The sequence below is a fragment of the Aidingimonas halophila genome, from assembly GCF_900106955.1.
Taxonomy (GTDB): Bacteria; Pseudomonadota; Gammaproteobacteria; order Pseudomonadales; family Halomonadaceae; genus Aidingimonas; species Aidingimonas halophila.
On record NZ_FNNI01000002.1, the window covers coordinates 143,712 to 167,280 of the forward strand.

General features: G+C 58.7%; 22 protein-coding genes. 6 read left to right on the forward strand and 16 right to left on the reverse strand.

Annotation, left to right across the window (positions count from 1 at the left end):
* Positions 1 to 119: 119 nt before the first annotated feature.
* From gbdR to BLW01_RS03975, 3 genes are all read right to left on the reverse strand, one after another.
* Positions 120 to 1,238, reverse strand: coding sequence for a choline metabolism transcriptional regulator GbdR (gbdR, locus tag BLW01_RS03965; protein ID WP_092568215.1), 1,119 nt, complete (start codon positions 1,236 to 1,238; stop codon positions 120 to 122).
* Between the two features lie 349 nt (positions 1,239 to 1,587).
* Positions 1,588 to 2,439, reverse strand: coding sequence for an S-formylglutathione hydrolase (fghA, locus tag BLW01_RS03970; RefSeq protein WP_092568216.1), 852 nt, complete (start codon positions 2,437 to 2,439; stop codon positions 1,588 to 1,590).
* Between the two features lie 18 nt (positions 2,440 to 2,457).
* The gene (locus BLW01_RS03975) at positions 2,458 to 3,567 is read right to left on the reverse strand and encodes an S-(hydroxymethyl)glutathione dehydrogenase/class III alcohol dehydrogenase (RefSeq protein ID WP_092568567.1); all 1,110 of its coding nucleotides are present in this window, start codon (positions 3,565 to 3,567) and stop codon (positions 2,458 to 2,460) included.
* Between the two features lie 188 nt (positions 3,568 to 3,755).
* Here BLW01_RS03975 and BLW01_RS03980 point away from each other — a divergent pair, with 188 nt between their 5' ends.
* Positions 3,756 to 4,658 (forward strand): LysR substrate-binding domain-containing protein, encoded by a 903-nt coding sequence (locus BLW01_RS03980; protein WP_092568217.1) that lies wholly within the window; start codon positions 3,756 to 3,758, stop codon positions 4,656 to 4,658.
* A gap of 38 nt (positions 4,659 to 4,696) precedes the next feature.
* Here the strand turns inward: BLW01_RS03980 and BLW01_RS03985 are convergent, their stop codons facing one another.
* Positions 4,697 to 4,945, reverse strand: a complete 249-nt coding sequence (locus BLW01_RS03985) for a Crp/Fnr family transcriptional regulator (protein WP_092568218.1) — start codon at positions 4,943 to 4,945, stop codon at positions 4,697 to 4,699.
* A 140-nt stretch (positions 4,946 to 5,085) separates the two neighbouring features.
* Positions 5,086 to 6,465 carry an L-serine ammonia-lyase gene (locus tag BLW01_RS03990; protein ID WP_092568219.1) on the reverse strand — a complete coding sequence of 460 codons (1,380 nt, stop codon included), beginning with the start codon at positions 6,463 to 6,465 and terminating at the stop codon, positions 5,086 to 5,088.
* A 172-nt stretch (positions 6,466 to 6,637) separates the two neighbouring features.
* On the opposite strand from BLW01_RS03990, the gene BLW01_RS03995 reads away from it, so the two are divergent.
* Positions 6,638 to 7,603, forward strand: coding sequence for a LysR substrate-binding domain-containing protein (locus tag BLW01_RS03995; protein ID WP_229806372.1), 966 nt, complete (start codon positions 6,638 to 6,640; stop codon positions 7,601 to 7,603).
* Between the two features lie 44 nt (positions 7,604 to 7,647).
* On the forward strand, positions 7,648 to 8,295 hold the full coding sequence (locus BLW01_RS04000) for a hypothetical protein (RefSeq protein ID WP_092568221.1): 648 nt from the start codon (positions 7,648 to 7,650) through the stop codon (positions 8,293 to 8,295).
* A gap of 59 nt (positions 8,296 to 8,354) precedes the next feature.
* Here BLW01_RS04000 and rpoD read toward each other — a convergent pair whose 3' ends face one another.
* The 3 genes from rpoD to rpsU form a co-directional block, all read right to left on the reverse strand.
* On the reverse strand, positions 8,355 to 10,214 hold the full coding sequence (gene rpoD / locus BLW01_RS04005; protein ID WP_092568222.1) for an RNA polymerase sigma factor RpoD: 1,860 nt from the start codon (positions 10,212 to 10,214) through the stop codon (positions 8,355 to 8,357).
* 255 nt (positions 10,215 to 10,469) lie between these two features.
* Positions 10,470 to 12,302, reverse strand: coding sequence for a DNA primase (gene dnaG, locus BLW01_RS04010; RefSeq protein ID WP_092568223.1), 1,833 nt, complete (start codon positions 12,300 to 12,302; stop codon positions 10,470 to 10,472).
* Between the two features lie 135 nt (positions 12,303 to 12,437).
* The gene (gene rpsU, locus BLW01_RS04015; protein ID WP_016416934.1) at positions 12,438 to 12,653 is read right to left on the reverse strand and encodes a 30S ribosomal protein S21; all 216 of its coding nucleotides are present in this window, start codon (positions 12,651 to 12,653) and stop codon (positions 12,438 to 12,440) included.
* A 285-nt stretch (positions 12,654 to 12,938) separates the two neighbouring features.
* On the opposite strand from rpsU, the gene tsaD reads away from it, so the two are divergent.
* Entirely contained in the window at positions 12,939 to 13,970 is a 1,032-nt protein-coding gene (gene tsaD, locus BLW01_RS04020) for a tRNA (adenosine(37)-N6)-threonylcarbamoyltransferase complex transferase subunit TsaD (protein WP_092568224.1), read from the forward strand.
* Here the strand turns inward: tsaD and plsY are convergent.
* On the reverse strand, positions 13,942 to 14,586 hold the full coding sequence (gene plsY / locus BLW01_RS04025) for a glycerol-3-phosphate 1-O-acyltransferase PlsY (protein ID WP_092568225.1): 645 nt from the start codon (positions 14,584 to 14,586) through the stop codon (positions 13,942 to 13,944). The two genes, tsaD and plsY, sit on opposite strands and share 29 nt — an antisense overlap.
* A gap of 112 nt (positions 14,587 to 14,698) precedes the next feature.
* Between plsY and folB the strand changes: the two genes are divergently transcribed.
* Positions 14,699 to 15,055: a dihydroneopterin aldolase gene (gene folB, locus BLW01_RS04030; protein ID WP_092568226.1), complete on the forward strand. Its 357-nt coding sequence runs from the start codon at positions 14,699 to 14,701 to the stop codon at positions 15,053 to 15,055.
* On the forward strand, positions 15,052 to 15,597 hold the full coding sequence (gene folK / locus BLW01_RS04035; RefSeq protein WP_092568227.1) for a 2-amino-4-hydroxy-6-hydroxymethyldihydropteridine diphosphokinase: 546 nt from the start codon (positions 15,052 to 15,054) through the stop codon (positions 15,595 to 15,597). The genes folB and folK overlap by 4 nt, the downstream gene beginning before the upstream one ends.
* Before the next feature lie 32 nt (positions 15,598 to 15,629).
* Here folK and BLW01_RS04040 read toward each other — a convergent pair whose 3' ends face one another.
* The 7 genes from BLW01_RS04040 to BLW01_RS04070 all read right to left on the reverse strand — a co-directional run bounded on the left by BLW01_RS04040 (position 15,630) and on the right by BLW01_RS04070 (position 23,537).
* Positions 15,630 to 16,790, reverse strand: a complete 1,161-nt coding sequence (locus tag BLW01_RS04040; RefSeq protein ID WP_092568228.1) for a tRNA nucleotidyltransferase/poly(A) polymerase-related protein — start codon at positions 16,788 to 16,790, stop codon at positions 15,630 to 15,632.
* Positions 16,791 to 16,834: 44 nt separating this feature from the next.
* On the reverse strand, positions 16,835 to 17,650 hold the full coding sequence (locus tag BLW01_RS04045) for a symmetrical bis(5'-nucleosyl)-tetraphosphatase (protein WP_092568229.1): 816 nt from the start codon (positions 17,648 to 17,650) through the stop codon (positions 16,835 to 16,837).
* Between the two features lie 58 nt (positions 17,651 to 17,708).
* On the reverse strand, positions 17,709 to 18,104 hold the full coding sequence (gene apaG / locus BLW01_RS04050; RefSeq protein ID WP_092568230.1) for a Co2+/Mg2+ efflux protein ApaG: 396 nt from the start codon (positions 18,102 to 18,104) through the stop codon (positions 17,709 to 17,711).
* A complete protein-coding gene (rsmA, locus tag BLW01_RS04055; protein WP_092568231.1) occupies positions 18,101 to 18,904 on the reverse strand; it encodes a 16S rRNA (adenine(1518)-N(6)/adenine(1519)-N(6))-dimethyltransferase RsmA in 804 nt (267 codons plus the stop codon). The genes apaG and rsmA overlap by 4 nt, the downstream gene beginning before the upstream one ends.
* 41 nt (positions 18,905 to 18,945) lie before the next feature.
* Positions 18,946 to 20,043, reverse strand: coding sequence for a 4-hydroxythreonine-4-phosphate dehydrogenase PdxA (pdxA, locus tag BLW01_RS04060; RefSeq protein WP_244889963.1), 1,098 nt, complete (start codon positions 20,041 to 20,043; stop codon positions 18,946 to 18,948).
* A complete protein-coding gene (locus tag BLW01_RS04065) occupies positions 20,006 to 20,980 on the reverse strand; it encodes a peptidylprolyl isomerase (RefSeq protein WP_092568233.1) in 975 nt (324 codons plus the stop codon). The genes pdxA and BLW01_RS04065 overlap by 38 nt, the downstream gene beginning before the upstream one ends.
* A 79-nt stretch (positions 20,981 to 21,059) precedes the next feature.
* Entirely contained in the window at positions 21,060 to 23,537 is a 2,478-nt protein-coding gene (locus BLW01_RS04070; RefSeq protein ID WP_092568234.1) for an LPS-assembly protein LptD, read from the reverse strand.
* Positions 23,538 to 23,569: the final 32 nt, after the last annotated feature.

Below are 23,569 nucleotides of genomic sequence, written 5' to 3' on the forward strand. Positions count from 1 at the left end.
CTATCAACGCCCTGCGAGTCCGCTATCATCCACCGATTATAACAATGCCGCGCCAGATAGCTCGGGCGCGGCATCAACGGCGGAAGTCGTCGCCGGGTCGTGTACTGATATATCGCCGGCTACAAAGGAACGCTGGCGTAGGTCGGCTCCCCTTGTGCCTGGGTCAATGCCAGCAGGGCACTCGACATCGGCTCCGGTGGGGCTTCAACCTGGCTCGGCGGTGGCGTCAGCAGCGAGCGCTGATTCGTCGATCGACCTGAACCGACCCCCAAACGTTCATCGCGGGGAGGAATACCGAAGTACTCCCGATAGCATTTGGAAAAATGCGGGGTCGAGACGAAACCACAGGCCGAGGCGACCTCGATGATCGACATCGGCGTCTGCTTCAGCAACTGCCGTGCCCGCGTCAAGCGCAGCTTGAGGTAATAGCGTGAGGGCGAGCAATGCAGGTACTTCTGGAACAGACGCTCGAGTTGCCGCCGCGATACATCGACATAATTCGCCAGTTCATCGAGCCCGATCGGCTCCTCCAGATTGGCCTCCATCAGCGCCACGATCTCGAGCAGCTTGGGTTGTGTCGTACCCAGCACATGCTTCAAGGGCACCCGTTGCTGATCCTGTTCACCACGAACCCGATCGTAGATGAACATCTCGGATATACCGGCAGCCAGCTCACGACCATGATCACGACCGATCAGATTGAGCATCATGTCCAATGGTGCTGTACCGCCTGACGCTGTGGCACGATCGCGATCGATGGAGAACAGTCGTGTTGTGAGGGCAACACCGGGAAAGGCTTCCTGCATGGCAGCCAGGCACTCCCAATGAATGCTGGTTTCGATACCATCCAGTAACCCGGCCTTGGCCAAGGCCCAGCTCCCCGTGCAAACCGCCCCCAGCCGCCGCAACTGCTTGGCCTGGGACTGCAGCCAGGCGATATGCTCACGCTGTACACTACGATGGGGCCCCACACCACCGCAGACAATCACCATGTCCAGCTTGAGCGGCGTGGTGGTGGCAGCATCCGGAGTAACCTGCAGACCATCACTGGCTCGCACCGGAGCACCGTCATGACTGATCGTGTACCAGCGATACAACTCGCGTCCGGCAAGTTGATTCGCCATGCGCAAGGGGTCGATGGCAGATGCCAGGGAAATCAAGGTGAAATTGTCGAGCAACAGGAACCCCAGCGTCTGAGGTGTAGCGGGATCCTGGGGCCGTTGGGAGACATTTGCCATGGTACACTCTCCTGCACGGTTGGCCACGTCGGTCAGCGGCACGCATGCCGCTGCTTCTCTTTTATCCTTGTTGTTCAGCAAACCAGATGGCATACGACATCGCTGGCGCTTCGATATCATATCCCGACAGGTCTTGCTGGCAATGTAATGCCTGTGTCGTGTTTTGACATGACAAATTTGCCTATCGATAAGCCAGAATGCATTGCATTCCGACAATGATGTCGCAAATACACATGCCGTAGTCGTCATGCCGTCAGGTAACGGCATCATGAACGGCCTGGTATGAAAAAAGCGCCGAGAGAACTCGGCGCTTTGTGGCTTCAGTCATCGAGGGGCAACGTGACGCGAATCACTTATGCAAACGCTCCGCATGGTAGCGCAGGTGATCCTCGATGAATGTCGCAATGAAGAAATAGCTATGATCATAGCCTGGTTGTCGACGCAGAGTCAGCGGATGGTCATGTTCGGCGCACACCGCTTCCAGACGCTCGGGCCGCAGCTGCTCCTCGAGGAAGTTGTCCGCCTCTCCCTGGTCGATGAACAGCGGCTGCCGTGAGGCACCCTTGGCCACCAGTTCACAGGCATCGTACTGGGTCCAGACTGCAGGGTCCTCGCCCAGATAGTGGCTGAACGCCTTCTTTCCCCAGGGTACGACACTGGGATTGACGACCGGGGCAAAAGCCGACACTGCCGCATAATGGCCGGGACGACGTAGTGCCAGGATCAAGGCGCCGTGCCCGCCCATCGAATGGCCGCTGATCGACTCCCGGCCATTGACCGGAAAGTGCTGACGTACCACGGATGGCAACTCCTCGGCTACATAATCGTACATGCGGTAATGTGCCGACCAGGGAGCCTGAGTGGCATTGACGTAGAACCCGGCTCCGGAACCGAAGTCATAACTGTCGTGCTCTCCGGGCAAATCCAATCCTCTGGGGCTGGTATCTGGACAGACGATCGCCACACCCAGCTCGGCGGCAACACGATGCGCACCCGCCTTCTGCATGAAGTTCTCATCCGTGCAGGTCAACCCGGATAGCCACCACATCAACGGCACCTTCTGGTTTTCCGCCTGAGGTGGCAGATAGATCGCGAAGACCATCTCGCAATCCAGCGCCCGGGAACGATGCTTGTAGCGTTTCAACCAGCCGCCGAAACTCTTGGTCGCCGATACGAGTTCCAGCGATTCCGACATGGTCATGATCAACCCTTCCCTTGATCAGTAATGCAGTACCGTACGGATGCTCTTGCCGGCGTGGAGCAGATCGAATGCCTCGTTGATCTGCTCGAACGGCATGTCGTGCGTAATGAACTCGTCGATCTTGATCTCGCCGTTCATATAGCGCTCGACATACCCTGGCAGTTCACTGCGGCCCTTGACACCACCGAAGGCCGATCCTTTCCAGACCCGGCCCGTGACCAGCTGGAATGGCCGCGTGGATATCTCTTCGCCGGCACCCGCCACGCCGATGATGACCGATTCGCCCCAGCCCTTGTGACAGCATTCCAGTGCCGAGCGCATGACATTGACGTTGCCGATGCATTCGAACGAGTAGTCGACACCGCCATCGGTCATGTCGACGATCACCTGTTGAATGGGGTCACTGTACTCTTTCGGATTGACGAAATCAGTCGCTCCAAACTTGCCGGCAAGATCGAACTTGTCGGGATTGACGTCGATGGCAATGATACGTTCGGCACCGGCCATCTGGGCCCCCTGGATTACCGCGAGGCCAATCGCGCCCAAGCCGAAGACTGCCACTGTCGAGCCGGCCTCCACTTTGGCGGTGTTGAGCACGGCCCCGATACCGGTAGTCACCCCGCAGCCGAGCAGACAGATCTTGTCCATCGGTGCCTCTTTCGAGACTTTGGCCAGAGATACCTCGGGCAGTACGGTATATTCGCTGAATGTCGAGCAGCCCATGTAATGGTGGAGCGGTTTGCCGTCCAGCGAAAACCGTGATGTCCCATCGGGCATCACCCCCTTACCCTGGGTTGCGCGTACCGAACTGCACAGATTGGTCTTTCCGGAGCGGCAGAATTTGCACTCGCCACACTCCGCCGTATAAAGCGGAATCACATGGTCGCCGGGCGACAGCGATGTGACTCCCTCACCGACTTCCTGAACGACACCGGCACCCTCGTGACCCAGTATCGAGGGAAACAACCCTTCCGGATCGGCCCCCGAGAGGGTGAAGGCGTCGGTATGGCAAACACTGGTCGCCGCCATGCGCACCAGGACCTCACCGGCTTTGGGACCCTGAACATCGATCTCTGCCAGTTCCAGCGGCTTGCCGGCTTCCCAGGCAATCGCAGCACGTGATTTCATCGTGGATGCACCCTCTTCTTGCTGTTCGGATTCGGTGGAAGGCCGACAAAGTAACGCATCGGGCGCTCCGATGTCGGTCAACCTGTTTCAGTCTAGGTGAGCAAAGACCATGGGAGAAACCGTCATTCAGTCATATAATCGTTGCCATACAACAATAATTCATTCATGTCTTCACCGGAGAACGATACATGCGTCGTTGGGATCGTAGCGAAGCTTTCGTCGAAGTCGTACGGCTGGGAACGTTTTCCGCCGCCGCACGCCAACTCAGAGTATCCACGTCACATGTCAGCCGTCTTGTCGGGCAACTCGAAAACCAGCTCGGCACCCAACTACTGTACCGCACCACACGCCAGATCCGTCTGACCGATGCCGGCACCCTGTACTATCAATACTGTCGGCATCTGCTGGATGGCCTCCACGAGGCCGAGGAGGCCATCAGCGATTTCCAGGCACGACCGCGTGGTGTGCTTCGCCTGACATCGGCAACGACATTCGGGGAGCGCTATGTCGCCCCGTTGGTCAACGACTTCCTCTGTCTTCACCCCCAGCTCGAGGCGCACATGCACTTCACCAATCGACGGGTCGAACTGATCGACGAAGGGTACGACCTGGCCATCCGGATGGGCGTACTCAAGGACTCGACCCTGATCGCTCGTCGTTTGTGCGGCAGGCATGAATACGTGGTCGGGTCCAAGGAGTATTTCGAGCAGGTTTCCCAACCTCACAGCCTGGCCGAACTGAGCCATCACCGATGCCTGGTCGGTACCCGGGATAGCTGGCTGTTCGATGTCGATGGTGTCCGCCGGGAAATACGTATCGATGGGCGCTGGCACGCGAACTCCGGGCCGGCATTACTGGATGCAGCCCTCAAAGGGCTCGGCCTGGCGCAACTGCCCGATTACTATGTCGAGGAGCACCTGCGCAACGGCAACCTGATATCGGTACTGGACGACTACGTCTACAGGGATACCGCGGTCTGGGCCGTCTATCCGCGACATCGCCATCTGTCTCCCAAGGTCAGGCTGTTCGTCGACTTCCTGGTCGAGCATCTAGCCGAGACCTTGCCGTCCAAGACGCCGTTACCGGCTTGATTCACGGCATCGATGACCCGCGCCGACCGGATACCAGCTCAAGCGTACAGGAGCGAACGAATATTGTGATTCAGGTAACACGCATCGAAGGTTGCCACATCAGCGAGCGCGTCCAGATCGAACAGCTCGACCTGGTGACGCTCTCGGTTCACGAGTCCCTCATCATGCAATATGGAGAATGTACGGCTGATGTGCACGGCACTCAGCCCCAGAGCATCAGCCAATTGCTCTTGTGATAGTGGCAGTCGAAATCGACCGTTCGCCCCCTCGCCCGTATGCTTTGCCATTGGTCAATCGTCATCAGGACCATGACGTTATATCGTCATATGCTGACATCTTCCAGGAGCGATGGAAGACAGGCGTCCGATCAAGGCCGCTAACGGGGAGGAATCCGCCTCATACAGAGACGGACAAGGGATGGGTCAGGTCAACATTCGATGGCATTGACAGCGAGCCCGCCTCGCGATGTCTCCTTGTACTTGTCCTGCATGTCGGCGCCGGTATCACGCATGGTACGAATGGCCTTGTCCAGCGACACGAAGTGCTCGCCATCGCCACGCAGTGCCATTTGTGCGGCGTTGATCGCCTTGACGGAGGCGATCGCGTTGCGCTCGATACATGGTACCTGTACCAGCCCGCCCACCGGATCGCAGGTCAGTCCCAGGTTGTGTTCCAAGCCGATTTCCGCAGCGTTCTCGACCTGAGCCGGCGACGCCCCCATGACCTCCGCCAACCCGGCAGCGGCCATCGCGCATGCGGAACCCACTTCACCCTGGCAACCGACTTCAGCACCGGAAATCGACGCGTTCTTCTTGCACAAAATACCCACGGCGCCTGCCGTCAGCAGGAAGTCCACGACATTGCGCTCACACGCGCCCGGCTGAAATTTCATGTAATAGTGCAACACCGCCGGCACGATGCCCGCCGCCCCATTCGTGGGAGCAGTGACCATACGTCCTCCGGCGGCATTTTCCTCGTTGACGGCCAAGGCGAAGACATTGACCCAGTCCATGGCGGAGAAGGTCGAGGCAATCAGGCTGGGACTCTCTTCCATGACGAGCAGGCGCCGATGTAGTGCTGCCGCCCGGCGCTTGACGTTGAGCCCGCCGGGCAGGATTCCTTCGGTCGCCATGCCGGTCTCGACACACGACTGCATGGCTTCCCATATCCGCCACAGGCCGTCACGGATGTCGGCCTCACTACGCCAGGCTTTTTCATTCGCCAGCATCAGTTCGCTGATACGCATGTCGTGCATACGGCACAAGGCCAACAGTTCACCGGCCGAGTTGAAGTCGTACGGCAATGAGGTGTCGTCAATGTCGAGATCTCCGGCCTGGGCCTGGGTCTCGTCGATCACGAAACCACCACCGATGGAGTAGTACGTGTTCTCGTAGCACAGGGCATCATGCTCATATGCGATCAGCCGCAGGGCATTGGGATGATGTGGAAGGCGCTCATCGTGCCAATGCATATCGCTCGTCCACTGGAACGGCACGGCAACCCGGTTGTCGAGCCACAGCGTGTGCGAAGCCAGTAACGCTTCAATACGGGAGGGAATGACCGAGGGGTCGATGCTGTCGGGTTGCTCGCCCATCAAACCCATGATCACGGCGCGATCGGTCCCATGGCCGGCTCCCGTGGCGGACAGGGAACCAAAGAGATGCACTTCGACATGTGTCACGCTCTCCAGTTGCTCCCGTCGACGCAGGGTATCAACGAAATCATGTGCGGCTTGCATCGGCCCCACAGTGTGCGAGCTGGAAGGCCCCACACCAATCTTGAACAGGTCGAATACGCTTATGGCCATTGTCGCCCACCTCGTCGTGACAGAGTATGAGGCCGTCGCTCTCAGCATCAATTTGACTAAACTATAAATCTCATGACATGGCATCGTTGCCCGTCAAAGAGTATGGTGGTCGAGTAACACACCGACAGCAACCGAGAAAATCTTTTCATGGCTTTAGAATAGCTAAACCATTATGCATCCTTTGAATTCTCAAACCCATGCCTGGCTGAAAGTCTTCGCGGTCAGTGCCCGCCACATGTCCTTCACCCGAGCCGGTGAGGAGCTGCATGTCACGACCGGCGCCATCAGTCAGCAAATCAAACAACTGGAAGAACGTTTGGGCTTCAAGCTGTTTCGACGCTTGCCTCGCCAACTGGAGCTCACGGAAGAAGGGCGACGTCTGGCTGCCGTCGTCGATGAGGCATATCAGTCAGTCGGGATGGAGGTACGCCGCCTGCGCAGCGGTGTCATGAGCGGCACACTGAAACTGCGTTCGGTACCGTCGTTTCTCGCCAAGTGGCTCATGCCTCGCTTGCCTCGCCTTCAGGCCCGTTTCCCGGATATCGAACTACAGGTCGTGGCCGAAGATAGCAACATTTCCCTACGGGACGGTGAATTCGATCTGGCCCTGGATCTCAACGACGGTCATTATCCGGGACTCAGCATTACCCCGCTGATGGATGAGGTGATATTTCCGGTCTGCTCACCTGGCCTGTTGCGCGGCAAGCCCCCACTACAGCGACCGGAGGATCTCGCCTGGTACCCATTGCTCCACGATGTCACCGCCTGGCGCGGCAGCCATGATCACGCAGAATGGGAGCACTATCTCAAAGCGATCGATGCACCGCATGTCAATGTGCGACGCGGCTATACATTCAACCGTAACCAGCTCACCATGGAGGCGGCCATCTCGGGCATGGGCGTGGCAATTGCTCGTCAAACACTCATCACCAACGAGCTCCAGACCGGTGCCCTGATATCGCCGTTTGCCGAACGCGTGGCCACCGGCAAACGCTATGGCATTGTTCATACCCAGGGCGCACTGGACGATCGACGTGTCAAGGCGGTTCATGATTGGCTGGTGGAAGAAGCACGACGCGCTTCCTCCGGTCAGAATGCTTTAGTGCCCCCTGTAGCGAGTCGTGAAGCAGGCAGTTAAAATGATGTTTCTCTGGATGTGACTGACCGATAGGGAAATCTTGAATGCCCGCTCCCGATTCCATCAGCTTTCGAGCTACGTGTATACGCGCTGTCATCTATATTCTTCTGACCGGCGCATTGATGCAGGGCGTCTATTATGAAGCGCTCTATCTTCCTGACAACCAGTTTACCGAGAGAGGATTCACCGAGCTGGCGCAGACGCTACTTCTGACAATCGCCTCTGCACTACTGATTTATGCCAGGCATGGGCTCAAGAGCATGCCCCAGGTCACATTGCTGCTATTCGGCTTTCTGTTTGCATCCCTGATTCGTGAACAGGATTCTCACCTCGACACCTATCTCTTTGACGGCGCATGGCAAGTCCTGGTGACGCTGGTCATTTTACCCTGCCTGTTCTTTGTCATTCGCCGCCGCCGCCAATTCATCGACGAATTCACGCATTACTCGAACACCTTTTCCTTCGGCCTGTTTGCTGCCGGCTTTTTGACCACTTATGTTTTTTCACGCCTTTACGGACGCAGCGAAGTCTGGATGGCAATTCTCGGTGATCATTACGCACGAACATTCAAGGATGCCGCCGAAGAAGTGACAGAGCTGTTCGGCTACGCTCTGCTCTTGTTCGCCATCATTGAACTGGTATTACTGGCCAGGCGCTGGCGACTCAGCCACAACGGCACCGACAACACCTAGATATGAAAAAGCCCACCGTCACTGGTGGGCTTGGTAGCAGTCGACTTATCGAGCCTTGCTCATTCCTCGAGGAACGAGCGTAGCGACTCGGAGCGCGATGGATGACGAAGCTTGCGCAATGCCTTGGCTTCGATCTGGCGAATACGCTCACGAGTGACATCGAACTGTTTACCGACTTCTTCCAGGGTATGGTCGGTATTCATGTCGATGCCGAAACGCATACGTAGAACCTTGGCCTCCCTCGCCGTCAATCCACCCAGGACATTGCGGGTCGCCTCGATCAGCCCCTCGCCGGTCGCTGAGTCGATGGGCAGCAGCATGGTACCGTCTTCGATGAAATCACCGAGATGAGAATCATCGTCGTCACCGATCGGGGTTTCCATGGAGATCGGCTCCTTGGCAATCTTGAGGACCTTGCGCACCTTGTCTTCCGGCATTTCCAGACGTTCGCCAAGCTCCTCGGGAGTCGGTTCACGTCCCATCTCCTGCAACATCTGACGGGAAACACGGTTGAGCTTGTTGATGGTCTCGATCATGTGCACCGGGATACGAATGGTGCGCGCCTGATCGGCGATCGATCGCGTGATTGCCTGACGGATCCACCAGGTAGCATAAGTGGAAAACTTATAGCCACGGCGATACTCGAACTTGTCCACCGCCTTCATCAGGCCGATATTGCCTTCCTGAATCAGGTCGAGAAACTGCAGACCGCGGTTGGTGTATTTCTTGGCAATCGAAATCACCAGACGCAAGTTGGCCTCGACCATCTCTTTCTTGGCACGACGCGCCTTGGCTTCACCGATCGACAGCTTGCGGTTAACCTCCTTGAGGTCCCCCACTGTCAACTGAACCATGTCTTCCTCAAAGGCGATCTTGCGCTGTGCGCGAGCCACATCCCCCTGGAACGGTTTCAGGCGTTCAGCGTACTTGTCGTTGGCCGCCAGGAATTCGTCAAACCATGCTGTCCGGGATTCGTTGCCGGGGAACGACTTGATGAATGTCTTCCGCGGCACCTTGCCTCGCTTGACGAGGATCTGCATGATCGTCTTTTCCTGCTCGCGCACCTGTTCGACACTGATCCGAACCTGGTTCACCAGACGCTCGAAGTGCTTGGGAACCAGTTTGATCGGCGAGAACAACTCGGCCAGACGCGCCTGTTCCTCATTGACTTCTGCAGAACCGCGACCATGGGTTTCGATGGTTTCCTTGACTCGCTCGTTCTGCATCCGAATCTGCTCGAAACGCGCACGCGCTTCCTCGGGATCGGGGCCGCCATCGCCGCCGGCGGCATCTTCGTCCTCGTCGTCCCCCGCCTCGGTGTCGACTTCCTCGTCGGTGTCGATCCCGTCAGCAACTTCGGGATCGGCGACCTCGGCTTCCGCGACGCCGGGGATACCTTCATCCGGATCGATGAATCCCGAGAACAGATCCGACAACCGCCCCGGCGCTTCTTCATCCTGGGTGTTATCGTATGCTTCCAGTATCGAGTCAACCGCACCGGGCAAATAGGCGAGCGCCGACATGACCTCGCGCGTCCCTTCCTCGATACGCTTGGCAATCTCTATCTCGCCTTCGCGCGTCAGCAGCTCGACGGTTCCCATTTCACGCATGTACATGCGCACGGGATCCGTGGTGCGGCCAACGTCACTCTCGACCGCAGCCAATGCTGCCACAGCCTCTTCGGCAGCCTGCTCATCGGCAGAGTGATCGGCCATCATCAGCGTATCTTCATCAGGGGCTTCCTCAACGACATTAATCCCCATGTCGTTGATCATACCGATGATGTCTTCCACTTGTTCCGGGTCAGCGATATCCTCAGGCAGGTGATCGTTGACCTCTGCGTAGGTCAGGAAGCCTTGCTCCTTGCCTCTCGCGATCAACTCCTTCAGACGTGACTGCTGCTGCGCATTTCCAGCCATAGAAACCCTATCTAGCGAAGAAGAATGAAGCACCCAAACGTTTAGGCGGCAAAATTCCGTAAAGCCGAATAGTATAGCGGCTTACCCCTCAGGTTCGCCAGTTTTTCATTTGCGCTTACGTTTAGGTGTGTTAGCTTGTTCGGTTGCATTGCCGCTGGGCTTGAGATCATTGCCTCTTAGATGGTGATATTAGGCAAAAATTCAACCCCGACGCCAGCAAAGAACCATTGGCACCACCCTCGGTGTACCAGTCTCTCAACGCGCCAGCGAACTCAATAGTTCGCGAAGACGTAGTTTTTCCGGCTGAGACAGCCGCTCTCCCCGACGCTCTTTTGATAACAGCGCATCGATTTCCTCCCGGGGAGATTCCTGCATTGCACGTTGTTGAAAATACCCAACCAACTCACTCAGCACCGCCGCCCGATCCGAGGGTTTGATGGGCAACTCCCGCTTGGCCAGTTCCGCTAGCCGCTGCCCCTCGGAAGTCCCATGAAAATGGGCCAGAAGCACCTGGGAGCTGCGATAACGCCCCGCACGGACCAATTCAATGACCGAGGTACACAAGGGCGTATCCGGGTCCTCTTCATCGCACCAGTCGAATGAATCCGGCAATTGATCGACCAATCGAGGGTCGCGGAGCAGCAGTTGCAACACGCGAGCCATGTTGGCCAGATCGACCCGGGAGTCAGCACGGCGCTGCCCCGCTGACGATATCGTTGGCGCCGCCCCATGCGAAGCCGAGATATCGCTTTCCGCAGCAGGCTCCGGAAATGCCGAGGCGGTATCATGGCGATTCAGGAGCGCTTCAAAACGTGACGTTTCCACGCCGGTCCGTGACGCCAGCTCACTCAGCATCAGTGATTTCAGCACCCCATCCGGTAAACGCTCCACCGCCTTGAGCACTTGGCTGGCATAGCGCTCCCGCGACTCGATGCTTCCCAGGTCCCGTCCTTCAGCGGCCTGCTCGAAGAGAAATTCCGAGAGCGGACTGGCACAAGTAATCCGATTCTGGAATGCGGCTTCGCCTTCACGGCGCACGAGGGTATCCGGGTCGTCCCCTTCCGGCAGGAACAGAAAACGCGCTTGACGACCATCGATCATTAGCGGCAATACCGTCTCCAGGGCCCGTGTTGCCGCCTGCCGTCCCGCGCGGTCGCCGTCGAAGCAGAATACCACCTCGTCAACCAGCCGAAAAAGGCGCTGCAGATGCGTTTCGCTCGCCGCAGTTCCCAGTGTCGCCACGGCATTACGTATGCCGAACTGCGCCAGCGCCACGACATCCATATAGCCTTCCACGATCAGCAACCGCTCAAGGTGCCGGTTGGCCTGACGAGCTTCATAGAGGCCGTAAAGTTCCCGCCCCTTGTGGAATACCGGGGTTTCTGGCGAGTTGAGATACTTGGGTTTCGCATCGCCCATCACCCGGCCACCAAAAGCAATCGTTCGCCCCTTGATGTCGCGGATAGGGAAAATCACGCGATCACGGAACCGATCATAACGTCGGCCGCTGTCCTCGCGATGGATCAGCAGACCGTATTCGATCTGCACCGATTCCGAGACACCCCGCTCACCCAGATGACGCTTTAGCGCGTCCCAGGCCTCAGGGGCATAACCGATGGCGAAATCTTCCTGAATCTCCGGCGACAGACCACGAGCATGGAGATAGTCGCGCGCTGCCTTGCCTTCCGGCATCCGTAGTCGCTCGCGAAAAAAGCTCGCTGACAGCTCCATCAGGTTGACCCCCTCCTGGCGCTGCTTTTCGCGTACCTGCGCCCGTGGATCGTCATCTCCTTCCCGTGGCACGGACATTCCCAGACGCGCTGCCAACGACTCCACGGCTTCCGGGAAACTGAGGTTGTCATACTCCATCAAAAAGTTCAGGGCACTGCCATGAGCACCACACCCGAAGCAGTGGTAGAACTGCTTGCCGGGACTCACGGTAAACGAGGGTGTCTTTTCCTGATGGAAGGGGCACAACCCCATGTAGTCGCGCCCCCCTTTCTTCAACTGCACCCGCTCTCCGACCACGTCGACGACGTCGACCCGAGCCAGGAGATCATCGATGAAACGCTGAGGAATCTGACCCATGGTAGTGAATCGACCTCGGGGCGGTAATGGAGCAATGACAGGAACAATACAAAGACGAGCGGCTACCCTACGGCAGCCGCTCTATACCCCTCTAGAAACGGCCGATGCAATGACGTCGACCGATTTCAGTACGGATCAGTAAAGCCGTTCGAAGCGCTTGCGCTCACGCTGAAGCTTCTTGGCATGACGCTTGACGGCAGCCGCCGCCTTACGCTTACGTTCTGCCGTCGGCTTTTCGTAGTGCTCACGACGACGTACTTCAGAGAGAACGCCAGCTTTTTCGCAAGAACGCTTGAAGCGACGCAGCGCCACGTCAAACGGCTCGTTATCACGTACTTTGACAGAAGGCATTAAGCACTCACCTACCTTGAAAAATCTTGAGTTCGGTTTTTACGCACACCCTATGCTCCCCAATCAATGGCATATCAACTAACTCAACCGATGTAGCCATTGCTACATCGCCGAACCGCGACTAAGGAACGGGAAGCTGCAGGCGCACGACCCAGTCGTACAGCGCACAGTATTCTAGCGTGACAACGCCGGCCATGCAAATGGCCTGATACCCGTCATTGCCACAAACGCGACAAAAACGCGTAGAATATTCCAGCCTTGAAACCGTCAATTTGGTACCACATCATGCGCGTTCTGGGGATAGAAACCTCTTGCGACGAAACCGGTGTCGCCCTCTACGATACCCGACACGGCTTGCTGGCCGACGCCCTGTACAGCCAGGTAGCGATGCATGCCGATTTCGGGGGCGTCGTCCCCGAACTCGCCTCACGTGATCATACCCGCAAGCTACTACCGTTGATTGATGACGTCCTCGGTGAGGCCCACTGTGGGCGTGCCGACCTGGATGCCATCGCCTATACGGCCGGCCCCGGCCTGGTCGGAGCACTGATGGTCGGTGCCTCGACCGCCCACGGCATGGCCAGGAGCCTGGATATCCCGGTTCTGGGGGTTCATCATATGGAAGGCCACCTGCTGGCCCCCATGCTCGAGGACGATCCAGTGGCGTTTCCCTTCGTGGCGCTACTGGTATCGGGCGGGCACACACAACTGGTCGCCGTGGAGGGACTCGGGGCGTACCGCTTGCTCGGGGAGTCGGTGGACGACGCCGCCGGCGAAGCATTCGACAAAGCGGCCAAGATGCTCGAACTGGGTTATCCCGGTGGTCCGGCCATTGCACGTTTAGCCGAACATGGCGATCCGACGCGTTTCCGTTTTCCACGCCCCATGACCGACCGCCCCGGACTGGATTTCAGCTTTTCCGGCCTCAAGACCCATACGCTGACGACGATCAAGGCCCTGCGCGACGAAGGTGCTCTCGATGAGCAGGCACATGCGGACATAGCCAGAGCGTTTGAGGAAGCCGTGGTCGACACGCTGGTGATCAAGTGTCGACGCGCGCTGGATGACACGGGACTCAAGCGCCTGGTCGTGGCAGGCGGAGTCAGCGCCAACGTGCGACTACGCGAACGCCTCGACCACGCCCTCACCAAGCGTCGGGCAAAGGCGTTCTATCCGCGCAACCGGTTCTGCACCGACAACGGTGCCATGATTGCTTACGCAGGAGCTCAGCGCCTCATGGCCGGGGAACACGATGACAGCGCCATACTCGCCGTACCCCGCTGGCCGCTCACTGACCTTCGTCCTCCGGCAGTTTGACCTCACCTTTGCGACCATGATCGGTCAGAGGCCTTTCCATCCCGCGACTGAGACGCAGGATATTCCAGAAGTGGCGCACCAATACCAGCAAGGCAAAACCAATGATGACCAGCACGTAATCCGGCGCCAGCCAGAAACTGAGCAAGGGGGCCAGTGTAGCGCTGGCGAGCGATGCCACGGCGGCGGTGCGCACCCGCCAGGCCAGTACCACCCAGCACAGGGCACAGCACAACGCAACCAGCGGGGCCAATACCAGCAACACCCCAAAGGCACTTGCCACCGCCTTCCCCCCGCGAAAGCGATACCATAGTGGGTAACTATGCCCCAGCAAGACGCCCAGCCCGACCAGCCCTTGTGCCCAGGGTGACCACCCCATGAGCTTGGTCAGCCAGAGTGCCGGCATGCCCTTGCACATGTCCAGCAGCAGCGTGACCAGCGCCAGACGGCGACCATATAAACGCAGGACATTGGAAAATCCCGGATTACAGGATCCCTGATAACGCGGATCGGGCACATTGGCGAGCCGACACACTGTGATGGCACTCAGCCAGGAGCCACAGAGATAACCGAGAGCCCCCAAACCAGCCAGTGACGTATAAGAAACGGCGGACGTCATTTGAAACTTCCTGTGGATCGGGATGATATCCCATGATTCTGGTCCGGGACTCACGTACAATCGAGCACCGACCCTGAACCCCTCACCTCGATGCAACAAGGACCTTGCTTTGATGGATCGCGTATTGATCGAGTCCCTCGGTGTGGAAGCCATTATCGGCGTCTACGACTGGGAGCGACATATTCGCCAACGCCTCGTGATCGACCTCGAAATGGCTACCGACATTCGGGATGCCGCAGCGAACGATGACCTGGACAAGGCACTGAACTATGCTGCGATCAGCGAGCATATCATCGACTTTGCCGACTCTCACGCTTTCGGGCTCGTCGAGACTTTCGCCGAGCGTCTCAGCGACTCACTACGCCAGGACTTCGGCATCACCGGGCTATCCCTGACGGTACGCAAACCCGGTGCCGTTACCGATGCCGAGTCAGTCGGTGTACGTATCGAACGCGGAAACTTCGTATGAAGCAAGTCACCGTCAGTATCGGTAGCAATATCGAACGCGAGCGGCATGTTCGCACATGCCTCGACGCCCTGCAGGCCAATTTCGGAACCCCACAGTTGTCGCGTGTCTTTGAAAGCGAGCCGGTCGGTTTCGAAGATGGCAGAAACTTCTACAACCTGGTGGCCGTTTTCTATACCACCTTGAGCGTCGGTCAGCTTCAGGCCTGGTGCAAGCAACTGGAGTATGCCAATGGCCGTCGCAAGGACAGTCCCAAGTTCAGTCCCCGCACACTGGATATCGACCTGCTGACCGTGGATGGCCTGAGCGGCACTATCGATGGAGTCACCCTGCCTCGTGACGAGATCACCTACCACGCCTTCGTGCTACTGCCCATGGCTGAACTACTACCTGACCAACGCCACCCCGTCGAGGGGCGCACCTATGCCGCCTTGTGGGCCGACTTCCCTCAAGAACATCAGCGCCTGTGGCCGGTCGACTTCACTTGGCAAGGACGTCGCATTTCCCATGCCGATGGCACAGAGCCAGGCCACCGACATCGCTGATCAACAAACCCTCCACCCACAAACGCAGGTTGTTACTGCTCCCGCTCATTGACCAGCGCGTTCTCGATGGCCGCCATCCGACGCGCAGCCAAGGCCTCACCCAGAGCCTTGCCCTGGTAGCCGGCGTCGAGCAGCTCTCGGGGCTGAATCCGGGAAGCCGCCTCCCAACCTTGCGCGATCCTGTCGGCCAGGCAGGGGGTGTCCTGACGCAATAAACGAAGTTGTGGATAAACCCGTTCATCGCGCCGCCAGGCATCGATGGCATTGAGCCAGTCAACCACTTTCGCGGCTTCCGCCCCTCCCTTCACTGATGCCTTTCGCAGGCGGCGTGTCGCTGCCACCTGAGCCGAAAGATCGGCATATGCATTGGGCACCCGTAAACGTTGCTGAAGGGAGAGGCGGGCCTCATCGTCGAGGTGCTCACACAGCCTGGCCCAGCGCCAGCGTGGTATCACCTCGTCATCCGCTTCCTCGATTTCGGGAAGGCGCTGCATACGTAGCAGCGCCGCTTCCAGCTCCGCTTGATCAGTGGCCAGTTCCGGCATCAGTACGAACAAGGCCCGGCAAGCATTCAGTGCCTCGAAGTAGGCATCTGGCGAGGGTTCACCCAATGCCTTGACGGTTTCCACCCAGATACGCTCGGCCACGAGGTACTGCATCTCTCCGTTATCGACCAGGGCCGCCATCAGGTCCTGCGTGTCCTCGGCAATGGCAAATCCCAGATGGCGATAACGCGCCAGAAAACGTGCCGTGCGCAAGACGCGTAGTGGGTCTTCGGCAAAGGCCGGCGACACATGACGCAACACCCCCCGACGTAGATCCTTCAGACCGCCATAGGGGTCGACCAATTCTCCCTCGGGGGTCTCCGCCATGGCATTGCAGGTCAGGTCACGGCGTTTCAGATCGTCCTCGAGTGTCACATCGGCACTGGCCTGGACCTCGAAGCCGGTATAGCCACGACCCTTCTTACGTTCGGTACGCGCCAGCGCGTACTCCTCGTGGGTTTCGGGATGCAGGAATACCGGGAAGTCACGCCCAACAGACTTGAAACCCCGCTGCTCCATGATCTCGGGAGTCGCACCGACAACCACCCAGTCATTGTCGTATACCGGCCATCCCAGATAGGCATCACGAACGGCGCCGCCCACTCGGTAGACTTCCAGTCCGGTCAGATGATCATCTCGACATGTCATGCCTGGTTTGCCTCTATCCGCATCAGCCGGTGACAGGAACCCGGTCAACGACCCGGCTGGCGGCTGGGAACGCTGACTCGCTCCCCCGACGACAGATCGAGCGCCGTCAAGCAGCCTCCCCAGACACAGCCGGTATCCAGGGCTTCGGCACGCACCCGACTATCCGGCGTTCGCCCTTCCAGCGCCGCCCAGTGGCCGAACAGGATATGCGGGTCGTCTTCCCGGGCAAAGGTGAACCAGGGCGCAAACCCCGCAGGCGCCGAATCCAGCCCTTCCTTGGCCGCGAAATCGAGTCGCCCCTGGACATCGATGAACCGCATACGCGTAAAGATATTGACGATCACACGCAACCGCTCCAGGCCCTCCAGATCATCATGCCAGACATCAGGCTGGTTGCCGTACATCCGTTCCAGGAATGCACCGCTACGCGGGCCGGTCAATCGGTTCTGTACCTCTGCAGCCAACTCGACAGCCTGCTGAACGTTCCACTGGGGTGGCAACCCGGCATGCACCATGACGTCATTGCGCTCGGTCGCGATCAACGGCTGCGCCTGAAGCCAGTCGAGCAGTTCTTCGCGATCGGGAGCTTCCAGGATGGGCGCCAGCGTATCCTTGCGCTTGAGTTCGGCGCCACCGCGCGCTACCGCCAGCAGATGGAGGTCATGGTTACCCAGCACCACCGTGGCTGCATCTCTCAATTGATATACCCGTCGCAGGCAAGCTAGAGACCCCGGTCCCCGATTGACTAGATCGCCAACCAACCACAACCGGTCACGATCGGTATCGAACTCAAGGCGTTCGAGCAGTGCCTCGAACTCTTCATGGCACCCCTGAAGGTCGCCGACGACATACGTGGTCATACATTCTCCTGCGTTACCAACTATCGCAATGAGCTCACGAGCTGATGCCTACCGATGCTCAATGAACCTGGTTGGGGGTGGCCAGGCGGAAAGGAGCAATATCGACATCGAACGTCTGCTGGGTCGCGGTATCGACACAGGTATAAGCGCCTTGCATGACCCCCACAGGCCCTTCGAGCACGGCACGACTGGTATAACGAAACGTCTGGCCGGGACCGATCAATGGCTGCTTACCGACGACTCCTTTACCGCGCACTTCCTGGACTTTGCCGCTCCCCTGGGTAATTTTCCAGTAGCGGGCCAGCAACTGAACGCTGTGCCGGGAACCGTTGTGCACGGTGATGGTATAGCGGAATACGAACCGCTGCTCAGCGGGGGAGGATTCTTCCTCGCAATAAGCCGGCTCGACCTGTACATGGACCTCGGCGGATGATGACGGAGACGACGCACTCATGATGATTCCCTGGCCAGGAAGTTGGCGATACGTACGTATTCCTCCACGGTCAGCGTTTGGGGCCGGCGACCAGGATCAATCGACAACTGCTCCCATGCCGTGGAGGACAGACGTCCCTTCAGGTTGTTACGCAGTGTCTTGCGACGCTGCCCGAAAGCCTCACGGACCACGTCGAACAGCAGGTTTTCATCCTCGGCGACACAGGGCAACTCGGCATGGGGTGTCAGGCGAACGATGGCGGAATCCACCTTGGGCCGGGGCACGAACGCTTCAGGCGGCACGGTAAACAACGACTCGACCCGGCAATGGTATTGGGCCATGACGGACAACCGCCCCCATTGCGCTCCCCCGGGCGAGGCCGCCAAGCGCTCGACGACCTCCTGTTGTAGCATGAAGTGCATATCGGCAATCGCTGCGCCGGACTCCATCAAGCGGATGATCAAGGGAGTGGCGACATTGTAGGGAAGATTCCCTACCACTCGCAGTCCAGGTCCCTCCCCCTTGAGGGCTGCATAATCCATCTTCAGGGCATCCCCTTCGTGAATGACGAAGCCGGGATAGCGAAAGAACTGGACTCTCAGGCCGGGAATCAGGTCGCGATCCAGTTCGATGACTTCCAGGTGGCCGGCGGCTTCCAGCAAGGGTTCGGTCAACGCGCCTTGCCCTGGACCTATCTCGATCAGACGGTCCTCTTCCCGGGGGGCAATCGCACGCACGATACGGGAAATGATTCCCGGGTCACGCAGAAAGTTCTGACCGAAGCGCTTACGCGCCCGATGGGGCTGAGGGCGGGAGGACATGCGGCTATGAATTCCTTGGACTCGCAAAGGCGGTGATCATATCAATCATGGGTTTGAAATGCGTGTCCGGCCATGAGGCAAGCCATTGAGACAGCTTCGGACAAACTGCCGGTCTCGGCGCGTCCGGTACCGGCGAGATCCAGAGCCGTGCCATGGTCCACCGAGGTTCGAATGATCGGCAAACCCAGCGTGATGTTCGCCCCACGTCCGAAACCGGCATACTTGAGCACTGCCAGACCCTGATCATGATACATGGCGAGGACAGCATCAGCACGCGCCAAGTGACGCGGGGTAAACAGGGTATCCGCCGGCAGCGGGCCGGTAACGTGCAGGCCCTGGTCACGCAGATGATCGAGCGCGGGAATGATCACTTCGAGTTCCTCGCGCCCCAGATGACCGTCTTCACCGGCGTGAGGATTCAGTCCGCAGACCAGGATGTGCGGCGACTCGATCCCGAAATGGCGCTGAAGATCGGTGTGCAGGATGTGAACGACGTTTTCGAGGCTTTCCCCTGTGATGGCATCAGCCACATCACGCAATGGCAGGTGAGTGGTGGCAAGCGCCACACGCAACGACCGAGTGCCTTGCCAGGCGACTTGCCGGGCATGCAACGGATCCTGTGTCGCCAGCATCATCACGACACCTTCGACGCCGCAGGCATCACGCAGGTATTCGGTATGGCCGGTAAACCCGGAAAGCCCGGCGTCGATGATGATCCCCTTGTGCAGCGGTGCCGTCACCATGCCATCCGCGGGGCCGTGCAGACAGGTCGAAACCGCCACATCGAGGGTCTCGATGACATAAGCGGCATTGTCAACGGTCAGACAACCGGGACGAGAAGGCGCACGCAGCGTCACCGGCCAGACCGGCAGCACGCCCGGGCTAAACGATTCCGGCACTCGTCCCTTGTCAAGCGTGCGGACATCAATGTCCACGCCCACCATGCGCGCACGTTCCGCCAGCAAATCAGGGTCACCCACGGCGACCAACCGCGCCGGTAATGACACCGTATCGGCAACCAGTTTGACCAGCAGTTCTGGACCGATGCCGGCCGGCTCACCGGTCGTCAAAGCCAGTACGGGGCTCGACACGGGAGCCGCCTCAATAGGCCTCATCGAGCCGATTGTCGACAAAGGCATCGGAGCGAATTTCCTGCAACCAGGTTTCCAGCTCATCATTGGCCTTGCGCTGGAAAAGTGCCCGGCGCGCTTGCTCTCGCTGGTCCTGGCTGCCGACTTGCTGTTCCTCGCGATCCAGCAACTTGATGAGGTGGAAGCCGCTGGGACTCCGCAACGGTTCGGAGACTTCACCCTCCTCGAGTCCCGTCACGGCATCAGCAAAAGGTCTCGGCATTTCACCTGTATTGCGCCAGCCGAGGTCACCGCCTTCCAGCGCGTTGTTGCCATCGGATTCGGCAGCAGCCAATTCGGCAAAATCGGCACCGTCATCCAACTCCTCGGCCAGCCGCCGGATCTTGGCTTCAGCTTCCTCGATCTGGTCAGACTCCGCAGACTGGGGAGTCGCCACGAGAATGTGGGCCAATCGATATCGTTCGCCCTGGCTGCCACCTTGCTGTTCCAGATAACGCTCGATCTCACGGTCGCTGACATTGACACGGCGGGAGACATTACCTTGCTGTACCTGACGCATCAGCAGATCCCGGCGTACCTGGCGACGAATATCCGCCAACGAGAGTCCATCCTCCTCCAACGCATCGGCGAATTGATCGAGTGTCATGTTGTTGTTCTCGGCGATACTACGCACCGCCGCATTGAGTTCCGTGTCATCGACGCTGAGGTCGGCTTCCTCTGCCATCTGCAGCTGGATTTCCTCGACGATCATGCGGTCCAACACCTGGCGGCGCAGCGCTTGCTCATCCGGCCCCTGCATACCGCGACTCGACATCTGATTGCGCACTTGATCGACCCGGGTCTCAAGTTCGCTTTGCATGATGGCATCGTCGTTGACCACGGCGACGATCCTGTCCAACGGCTCGGCACTCTGTGCGTGGACCATCAACGGTGTGACGGTCAGCAGCAGGGCCACTCCCAGCAGGGCGATCGAACGGCTGCGCATAACTACCTCTTTTACTCTCATGCTGTTTCCCGAATTAGGGTCTCGTGTCGGTCGAATTCACCATGGTGCTCGACATGTCTTAGAACGCCGTGGAACGATATCCTGGAATCGCTTGTTCGAAATACTCGTCGGCTTCCTGGCCGGTGCCTCCCAGTCCCTTGAACACGAACCGCAGAAAGACACCCCGGTCGGTGTAGTCGTCATCAATACGGTTGGCCGTATCGTTGTCTTCCACCCACTCACGCCATACCAGCTGCAAACCATAACAGCAGTCGTTCCACTGCACACCCGCGAGTTGCTCCAGGGCCCGATCGTTGGTGTTGTCATACAGGAAACGACCGATCAAATCGACGCGCGGGTTGAGTTGATAGGCCCCCGAGATGTCGTACTCCTCACGGTTGTAACCCAAACGATCCTCGGCATCGCCTGACGGGTCGAACCCTTGGAGTTCCCAACGGTAGCCAAGGTTCAGTGCATGTCCCTCGGGATCGCGATAACGCAGGCTCACACTGTTGCGTTCCGTCAAGTCACGGTGCTCGTCATACAACCACTCGTAGCGTGTGCTCCAGCGATCCGTCATCTGCCAGTCAATGCGGGTTACGACAGGCGAACGCTCACGGACCGCATTGTAATAACGTTCCGCATTGCTTTCCGGCGGCAAGGTATCGGGATCGCCATTCATATCGATGTTGCGATCCTCGAAGTAGCGACTCTGCCCCAGGGCCACGGAGAGCCGTTCACGGCCGCTCTCGTCCTCGAGGAACCGTGAGGACACTCCATAGGAGATCTTGTTCTGGTCGCCGACGCGATCGCTGCCCGAAAAGCGATAGGGTGACCAGAGCTGATTGTAGGAAAAGGCGCGCTCGTTGGTATCGAAATCGGGAAACTCGCTCTGATCGCTCTCCGGCACATAGGCGTAATAGAGCCGAGGCTCCAGGGTCTGGCGATAGGTGGAGTCGAGCCAGTTCATGTCGCGCTCGAATACCAACCCGCCATCCACCGACGTCACTGGCACGGTGCGTGACAGGCTCTCACTGCGATCGGTATCACGATTGCCGTAGTCGAGCTCATAGCTGGTATGCAGCAACTCGACCCGAGGTTCCAGGAAGCCCCAGCTCGGCGACGACCGCCAACCGACGGCCGGTGACAGATGCAGCCGCGTTCCATTGGCGGCTTCACGTAGCGGTATTGTGCGGGATCGACCCAACTCGTCCTCCGCCACGCCATTTTCATCAGTATCCAGATCCCGCCAGAAATGGGTCACATTGGAGCGCCATTGCTGATAGAAACCGGCATCCTGATTCCAACGGGCATTCGCCGTCAGGCTTGGCAGGCGATAGAACGGCTTGTCCCGAGGGTTCAACGGGAAATCCAGCTTCTGGTATCCCTGTGCACGCGCGTCGAGTTGCCAGCGATCTCCCTGGTAATCCACCTGGGCCAGGCGAGACAGGCTGTTGGTATCGCGCTCGGCGAAATTGCGCCCGAAGTCATCGAAGTAGCGGCCGTCACTGGCTGCACCATAACGAAGGTTATAATCCGAACGGTCCGAAATTCGTCCTTGGTGCCGGAAATCGACGTACCAGCGATCCTCACCCTCGAACTGGCCATCGGGATCATTGGGATTATCGCTACTGCCGCCATCGTTGTCGCTGGGTAGATACGCCCCCTCGATCTGTCCTTCGAAACCGGGCTGCAAATAACGCACTTCGCCACCGAGCAGCAGACCGCTTTCGCTGATGAACCGGGGCGTGACGGTGGCATCGAGATTGGGGGCAATATTGAAATAATAGGGCTGCCCGTAATCCAGAGAATCCGTGGACAGTCCCAATGTGGGCCACAGGAACCCGCTCTGGCGTCGTTCATCGATCGGGAATCGAACCCAGGGCCAGTAGAAGACCGGCACATCAGCCATTTCCAGCCGGGCATGACGGGCAGTGCCGAACCCTTCCTCGCGATTGATCTCCACATCCTTGCCGATCAAGGTCCAGAGGTTGTTGCCCGGCTCACAGGTCGTGAAACTGGCATCGTCGAGCACATAGCGACCATCCTTCAGACGCTCCAGTCGTTGGGCATCGCCACGCAGACGCTCCTCATGCACTACATAATGAGCCGTCTCGACTTCCGCCTGATCGCTTTCCAGAGACATTTCCGCAGCATCACCGCGAACCAGCATCCCTTCATCTCGCAAGGCAAGCGGTCCCGCGGAAAACACCCGGTCTCGTTCGGCGTTGACGCGCACCCGCGGTGCTTCGAGTTGGCTCTGACCGCGCCGCAGAATAACCTCGCCTCCCAGGATCGTCTCGCCATCATCACCGTATTCGGCGGATTCCGACTCCGAACGCGTTTGTTCCGGCGTGTCACCCGCCGGTAAGCGATAGTCGGGGGCGACATAACGTCCTCGGCAAACGGCGTTCGGTGGTGCGTCATCGCCCCACGCCTGCCAGTCAAGCTGGTCCGCGGGTAGCGGCTCGGGAGGAGCGGCCTGCACGGGGCCGATCACTATCCCGGAACCGGTCACAAGCGTGGCGAGAGCTGTCCAATACAATCGCTTACCCATGTTCCTCGATGTCCTTGGCGATGGGAAACCGT

Excerpts from the sequence above, each read along its gene's own strand:
- gbdR (WP_092568215.1), bottom strand. The coding sequence starts at position 1,238 with ATGGCAAATGTCTCCCAACGGCCCCAGGATCCCGCTACACCTCAGACG.
- fghA (WP_092568216.1), bottom strand. The coding sequence starts at position 2,439 with ATGACCATGTCGGAATCGCTGGAACTCGTATCGGCGACCAAGAGTTTC.
- BLW01_RS03975 (WP_092568567.1), bottom strand. The coding sequence starts at position 3,567 with ATGAAATCACGTGCTGCGATTGCCTGGGAAGCCGGCAAGCCGCTGGAA.
- BLW01_RS03980 (WP_092568217.1), top strand. The coding sequence starts at position 3,756 with ATGCGTCGTTGGGATCGTAGCGAAGCTTTCGTCGAAGTCGTACGGCTG.
- BLW01_RS03985 (WP_092568218.1), bottom strand. The coding sequence starts at position 4,945 with ATGGCAAAGCATACGGGCGAGGGGGCGAACGGTCGATTTCGACTGCCA.
- BLW01_RS03990 (WP_092568219.1), bottom strand. The coding sequence starts at position 6,465 with ATGGCCATAAGCGTATTCGACCTGTTCAAGATTGGTGTGGGGCCTTCC.
- BLW01_RS03995 (WP_229806372.1), top strand. The coding sequence starts at position 6,638 with ATGCATCCTTTGAATTCTCAAACCCATGCCTGGCTGAAAGTCTTCGCG.
- BLW01_RS04000 (WP_092568221.1), top strand. The coding sequence starts at position 7,648 with ATGCCCGCTCCCGATTCCATCAGCTTTCGAGCTACGTGTATACGCGCT.
- rpoD (WP_092568222.1), bottom strand. The coding sequence starts at position 10,214 with ATGGCTGGAAATGCGCAGCAGCAGTCACGTCTGAAGGAGTTGATCGCG.
- dnaG (WP_092568223.1), bottom strand. The coding sequence starts at position 12,302 with ATGGGTCAGATTCCTCAGCGTTTCATCGATGATCTCCTGGCTCGGGTC.
- rpsU (WP_016416934.1), bottom strand. The coding sequence starts at position 12,653 with ATGCCTTCTGTCAAAGTACGTGATAACGAGCCGTTTGACGTGGCGCTG.
- tsaD (WP_092568224.1), top strand. The coding sequence starts at position 12,939 with ATGCGCGTTCTGGGGATAGAAACCTCTTGCGACGAAACCGGTGTCGCC.
- plsY (WP_092568225.1), bottom strand. The coding sequence starts at position 14,586 with ATGACGTCCGCCGTTTCTTATACGTCACTGGCTGGTTTGGGGGCTCTC.
- folB (WP_092568226.1), top strand. The coding sequence starts at position 14,699 with ATGGATCGCGTATTGATCGAGTCCCTCGGTGTGGAAGCCATTATCGGC.
- folK (WP_092568227.1), top strand. The coding sequence starts at position 15,052 with ATGAAGCAAGTCACCGTCAGTATCGGTAGCAATATCGAACGCGAGCGG.
- BLW01_RS04040 (WP_092568228.1), bottom strand. The coding sequence starts at position 16,790 with ATGACATGTCGAGATGATCATCTGACCGGACTGGAAGTCTACCGAGTG.
- BLW01_RS04045 (WP_092568229.1), bottom strand. The coding sequence starts at position 17,650 with ATGACCACGTATGTCGTCGGCGACCTTCAGGGGTGCCATGAAGAGTTC.
- apaG (WP_092568230.1), bottom strand. The coding sequence starts at position 18,104 with ATGAGTGCGTCGTCTCCGTCATCATCCGCCGAGGTCCATGTACAGGTC.
- rsmA (WP_092568231.1), bottom strand. The coding sequence starts at position 18,904 with ATGTCCTCCCGCCCTCAGCCCCATCGGGCGCGTAAGCGCTTCGGTCAG.
- pdxA (WP_244889963.1), bottom strand. The coding sequence starts at position 20,043 with ATGCCTTTGTCGACAATCGGCTCGATGAGGCCTATTGAGGCGGCTCCC.
- BLW01_RS04065 (WP_092568233.1), bottom strand. The coding sequence starts at position 20,980 with ATGCGCAGCCGTTCGATCGCCCTGCTGGGAGTGGCCCTGCTGCTGACC.
- BLW01_RS04070 (WP_092568234.1), bottom strand. The coding sequence starts at position 23,537 with ATGGGTAAGCGATTGTATTGGACAGCTCTCGCCACGCTTGTGACCGGT.